Raw genomic sequence first — 1,117 nt, forward strand, 5'->3', positions numbered from 1 at the left:
AAAGCAGCCAAGACGACCGAAGCCTGTCCAGAAACAACCAGCAGAAGGCGACTCACGAAGTAGATCTGGTCCAAAACTGCTTCACTAAATCAAGAGCAGCCCGGCCGAAGCCGGGCCGCGCGCACGCGCTACAGGCCTACGGCCACGCGCGCACACCCATCTTCGTCGGTGACGACACCCCAGCCGCCCACTCCCGCCGGATCGGCTGCCAGCGGTGGAGCATCTATCGATGAGAACAGATGTCAGGTCCCTCCTGACAGCAACATCGGCACGCACCCACCGTCGTCAGCACACATGGCAGTGCCCCGGCTGCGCAGGGCAACCAGGAACACTGTGCAGGAGAATTAGCTAGATTGGCTCGCCCGCTACGCCGCTGAATCCGACCAGACCGGCCCCCTTCGCCATGGACAGGATTTCTGGCAAGTAATCCAACTGTCGAACGGACAGCGTCAAGAGCACGTACTTCATTGCATCATCCGGACTGTCTCCCAGGTCGAACTCCGAGGGCTCCAACACATCTTCGATGTCGGGCCAGCGCGCTAGCAGTTCCTCGCGGAACCGCAATACGCCCAAGCTTGAAGTCAGGTCGCTAGCGTCCCCCTCAGCGAGCTTGTCGAAAACCTCTCCGGGATCACCCGTGCAATGCTTCCAGAACCCAAAGTCACTGCTCACGACGCCATCCTAGGGGAACTTCGGCGAACAGATCGGACATTCCGTACTACGACGGATGACTGTCGTCTTGAAACCATGGTCCTCTCGAGCCATTCATCCTTCCTCCGCTGCCCTCTCGTGTAGTTCGATTTGTTGACTTTTACCTCATAGAGATCAAGCCCGCCGCTGTCGTTCCTAATAGCGATGTCTACTTGCCGCCGACCATAGGGCGCCCAAAACTCGAAGCCATTGCCGTAAGTCTCACTATAAATGTCCGATCGGTTGTGGAACCGCTCGAACGTAGCCGTCATTTCATCGACGCCTTCAGCGCCCCGAGCCATATCGTGGGCCCGGTTGCCGCAGTTGTGTATGAGGACCGGCGTGTTGCCGGCTACCACATAGTACGTGTGGCATTCTCACGGCCAGCACGGAGAGTGACCTACGATGGCATGTCGTTGACCTGGGC

At 58.6% G+C, this 1,117-nt stretch carries 2 protein-coding genes; one reads left to right on the forward strand and one right to left on the reverse strand.

Features of this window, described 5'->3' with window-relative positions:
• Positions 1-233: hypothetical protein (locus B116_RS28385; protein WP_223874607.1), on the forward strand; the 233-nt coding region annotated here is incomplete at its 5' end.
• A gap of 115 nt (positions 234-348) precedes the next feature.
• On the opposite strand, the gene B116_RS0117785 is transcribed toward B116_RS28385, so the two are convergent.
• On the reverse strand, positions 349-672 hold the full coding sequence (locus B116_RS0117785) for a hypothetical protein (protein WP_027660846.1): 324 nt from the start codon (positions 670-672) through the stop codon (positions 349-351).
• Positions 673-1,117 lie beyond the last annotated feature (445 nt).

It is taken from the genome of Salinispora fenicalii (assembly GCF_000514815.1).
Lineage (GTDB): Bacteria > Actinomycetota > Actinomycetes > Mycobacteriales > Micromonosporaceae > Micromonospora > Micromonospora fenicalii.